Raw genomic sequence first — 3,118 nt, forward strand, 5'->3', positions numbered from 1 at the left:
GCACGACCAGCGGCGGCACGGTGATCGCGTCGTGGGCGGCTCCCAGGCGGAGCGCCGCGCATAGGCTGCGGCCCGCAACGTCCGTCCCGATGATGCGCAGCTCGATGCCCGACTGCTTCATACGGAAGACGTAATAAGCCTTGGCGTCGGAGCCGCGGGCACGCCATTTGGCGGGGGTGTCGGCGACACGCACGACGCGATAGAGCGGCGAGCGCAGAGGGTAGGGGTCGAACTCGAAATAGGTCGAGCCGCCCTCGGAGGGCGGAGCGTCGGCCCGCCTGTAGGAGCCCCATCCGCCGAGCCTGACGCCGAGCGTAACCTTTCTCGCTTCGGTCTCGCAGTCGGCGATGCGCCTGTTGATGTTGATCTGGCTGCACAGCCGGAAGGCCTGCTCCTGCAGCATGTAGTCGCAATCGGCCTGCGAATAGTCGTAGGTCGCGGCGCCGTGGCGATAGCAATAATCGTGGAAGACGCAGGCCTGGCGCATTCTTAGCGAGACCGGCGACAGGCCGCGCCGGCGCGGGAAAGCCAGAAAATCCATGCCCGGAGGCAGGCTGCAGTCGAGCCCGCCGCCCTGGCCGCCGATCGTCTGGTTTAGCTCGGCCGTCTGCCGCATTGGATAGGCCACGTGTGGAAGCTCAAGGTCCTCCGGGCCTATGGCATTCGCCAGGATCCTGCTCGCGATCGGCCCGGAAAAGAACATGACAGCGAGCACGAGCACGGCGATCACTTCGATCGAGCGGTTCACCGCCCATATCGCGATGCGCCGCGCCGCCGCGGTTGTGCCAATCCCGCCGGCCTGCGATATGTGGCGGACCAACTTGCGCTGCATCTTCGCCGCCAGCGTCCGCGCAAGGGCCGCAATCGGCTCGCAGAGGCCACGTATCCGCACCAAAGGGGCCGACATGTCTCAGCGTCCTCTGTCAGCGCCGGTGCGATGGTCCTCCAGCCGGCGGTCGACGATCTTGCGGTTGGCATAGATCGAATAGAGGCCGAAGCCGAGCAGCGGCAGCCACATGCCGGAGGGGCCGGTGCCGAGGATCGCCGGCACGATCTGGACCAGCGATCCGAAGATGCCAGTGGCCGCATCGCCCTGCTCGACCGCGTTGCCCGGAAGGCCTTCGGCGATCGTGGTGGCTCTCCCTTGCAGGCCGTCGAAGACGTCGAGAGGGCCGCCGAGGAAACCGAGGCCGCCGAGGACGGATGCCAGAATACCTGCGCGGCGACCGTTGCGTGCCGTGCGGATGGTTTCGGAGCCCTGCGTTAGCAGGTCCTCCTCGGTAGCCGTCGCGCGATCCACGGCCATTGCGCGGCGCGGCGACTTGGCTAGCACCGCCCAGGTCGCCGTATCGAGGACACCCGTCGTGGCGATGTCGTTGACCGCCTGGAACTCGAGCACCGCGGCACGGGTGAGCTCGCCGAATATTCCGTCGACCTTTCCCACCGGATAGCCGAGCAGCTTCAGCGCGCTCTGGAGCATCCGCACCTCTTCGCCACGGGCGCCGAGCGAAACCGTCTGCATCATGTCGCTTCCCGCCTCTGATCTCGGCCCATGGCCCAAGGGAATGTCCGCAACCTGGTGAGGCTGGAGCCAGCGGCGCCCGCGCAGCGCCTCGGCCTCGCGCCTCATCTTGCCGGCATAGACGCCGGTCTTGTCGCCATTGTAGACCCTGCCGACCCTGTCGAAGTCGCGACTGCGGATCGCGGGGACCAGCCCCTTCTTCTCCAGGAAAGCCGCGAATGCACTGAGCTGCGCAAGCTCGGAATCGGCGAAGGCTTCGAACATCGCCTCGGCACTAGGATAGCTGCAGAGGCCGGCATTGAAGCCCATGATCTGGAAGCGGCCGCTGGATATGGCGTTGAATGCCGCGTCGCGGTTGATGTGGATCGCCCGCTGCAGCAGGTCGAAGCGGCTCTCCGCGCTCTTCTGGTCGGCATACTGGCTGCGGCCGCGATGACCCTTGTGGGCAAGCCCCTGGGCCACAGCGGCTGCGCGCTTGGCGGCCGGCAGCTGTGTGTAGAAGATGTTGCGCTCGTAAAGGATCTTAAGGCGCCCGTCGGGAAACCAGGCACTGCCGCCGCTTTCGACATTGGCGATTGCCTGAAGGTCGGCCGGATGCACATCCAGCCTGTACGCCAGGTTCTCGATCGCCCCTTCCGGCAGCCTTTCGGCGCGCCCCGTTCCCAACATTTTTCGCCCACCCTCTCGATCCTACGATCCCTTTTCAGCGGCTGCGGTTGGCTCCGATCTGATGGTCGTGCAGCCGGCTTTCCGCCGTCCTGCTGGCATTTCGCCAGACCATGAAGCCGGCGCCCGCCAGCAGCGGCCAAACCCCATAGCCGTCGGCGCTGAGCAGACCCTGGAAGAGCGACAGGACGGAGTCGTACACGCCGCCGCCATCCAGCTTAACACGCCGGATGCCTGGAGTCTCTCAACCATGGGCATGATGGATTGGGCGAGCCGATCGGCCTCCTGACTGCACGGACCTTCCGGCAGCGGCTGCTTCACCGCTGTTGCTCGGATTTCTCATGGCTGGGGCGATGCCGCAGGCTGGCCAAGGACTTCGAGAAGTTCGATCGTTTTTCGGCCACGAAAACGAACCGAAAAGGGCTGTTTGCCTGTAGCGCACGCAGCACCGAGGGAGTGGCCCGTGATAAACAGGTCTCGGTTCCCGAGCTTCATATCTTCGAGTGCCGACATAGTAGCGTCGATACTTCTAAGTCTGGTCGATTTATCGGAGTATTCAAGCGTACGCTGAAAGCCTCGATGGACGGTGACCCAGTTCGCGTTCGCGTCGCAATGTCGAAGCCATTCGGGCCAGCAGCGCAGATTGGAGATCAACCAATCGACCTTCTCTCGAGTCCCCCGGAATGCTATGGTGACAGTCTGCTCGTTTGAAAAAATTCGACAGTATCCACGTTTGAATGCTCCGTGGATGTACCGCTGTTCCAGGTAGCGGCAACCGTTGTGCGAAAGGGCCTTCTGATTGGTAGGCCCCGGATAGATCGCCTTACAGACCTTCGCCATCTCGAGCAACAACTCAATGTCGAACGCAAGCGGTGCCTCTGCGGACTTAGTGTCCGATCCAAAAAGGAGTGAGTGATTTCAGCAGGTTGT

At 63.9% G+C, this 3,118-nt stretch carries 3 protein-coding genes and 1 pseudogene; all 4 read right to left on the minus strand.

Translation table 11 applies throughout. From position 1 onward, the window contains the following. A pseudogene (locus MAXJ12_RS33855) lies at positions 1-907 on the minus strand (hypothetical protein); the annotation flags it as partial. A gap of 3 nt (positions 908-910) precedes the next feature. Further along, positions 911-2,191: an N-acetylmuramidase domain-containing protein gene (locus tag MAXJ12_RS33860; protein WP_008840766.1), complete on the minus strand. Its 1,281-nt coding sequence runs from the start codon at positions 2,189-2,191 to the stop codon at positions 911-913. A gap of 34 nt (positions 2,192-2,225) precedes the next feature. Continuing rightward, positions 2,226-2,390, minus strand: a complete 165-nt coding sequence (locus MAXJ12_RS38005; RefSeq protein WP_008840767.1) for a hypothetical protein — start codon at positions 2,388-2,390, stop codon at positions 2,226-2,228. Between the two features lie 137 nt (positions 2,391-2,527). Further along, complete coding sequence (locus tag MAXJ12_RS40335) at positions 2,528-3,028, minus strand: lipase family protein (RefSeq protein WP_139044186.1); 501 nt, start codon at positions 3,026-3,028, stop codon at positions 2,528-2,530. Positions 3,029-3,118: the final 90 nt, after the last annotated feature.

Source organism: Mesorhizobium alhagi CCNWXJ12-2, from assembly GCF_000236565.1.
Taxonomy (GTDB): domain Bacteria; phylum Pseudomonadota; class Alphaproteobacteria; order Rhizobiales; family Rhizobiaceae; genus Allomesorhizobium; species Allomesorhizobium alhagi.

Coding starts and splice junctions, on each gene's coding strand:
- MAXJ12_RS33860 (WP_008840766.1), bottom strand. CDS start 2,191: ATGTTGGGAACGGGGCGCGCCGAAAGGCTGCCGGAAGGGGCGATCGAG.
- MAXJ12_RS40335 (WP_139044186.1), bottom strand. CDS start 3,028: ATGGCGAAGGTCTGTAAGGCGATCTATCCGGGGCCTACCAATCAGAAG.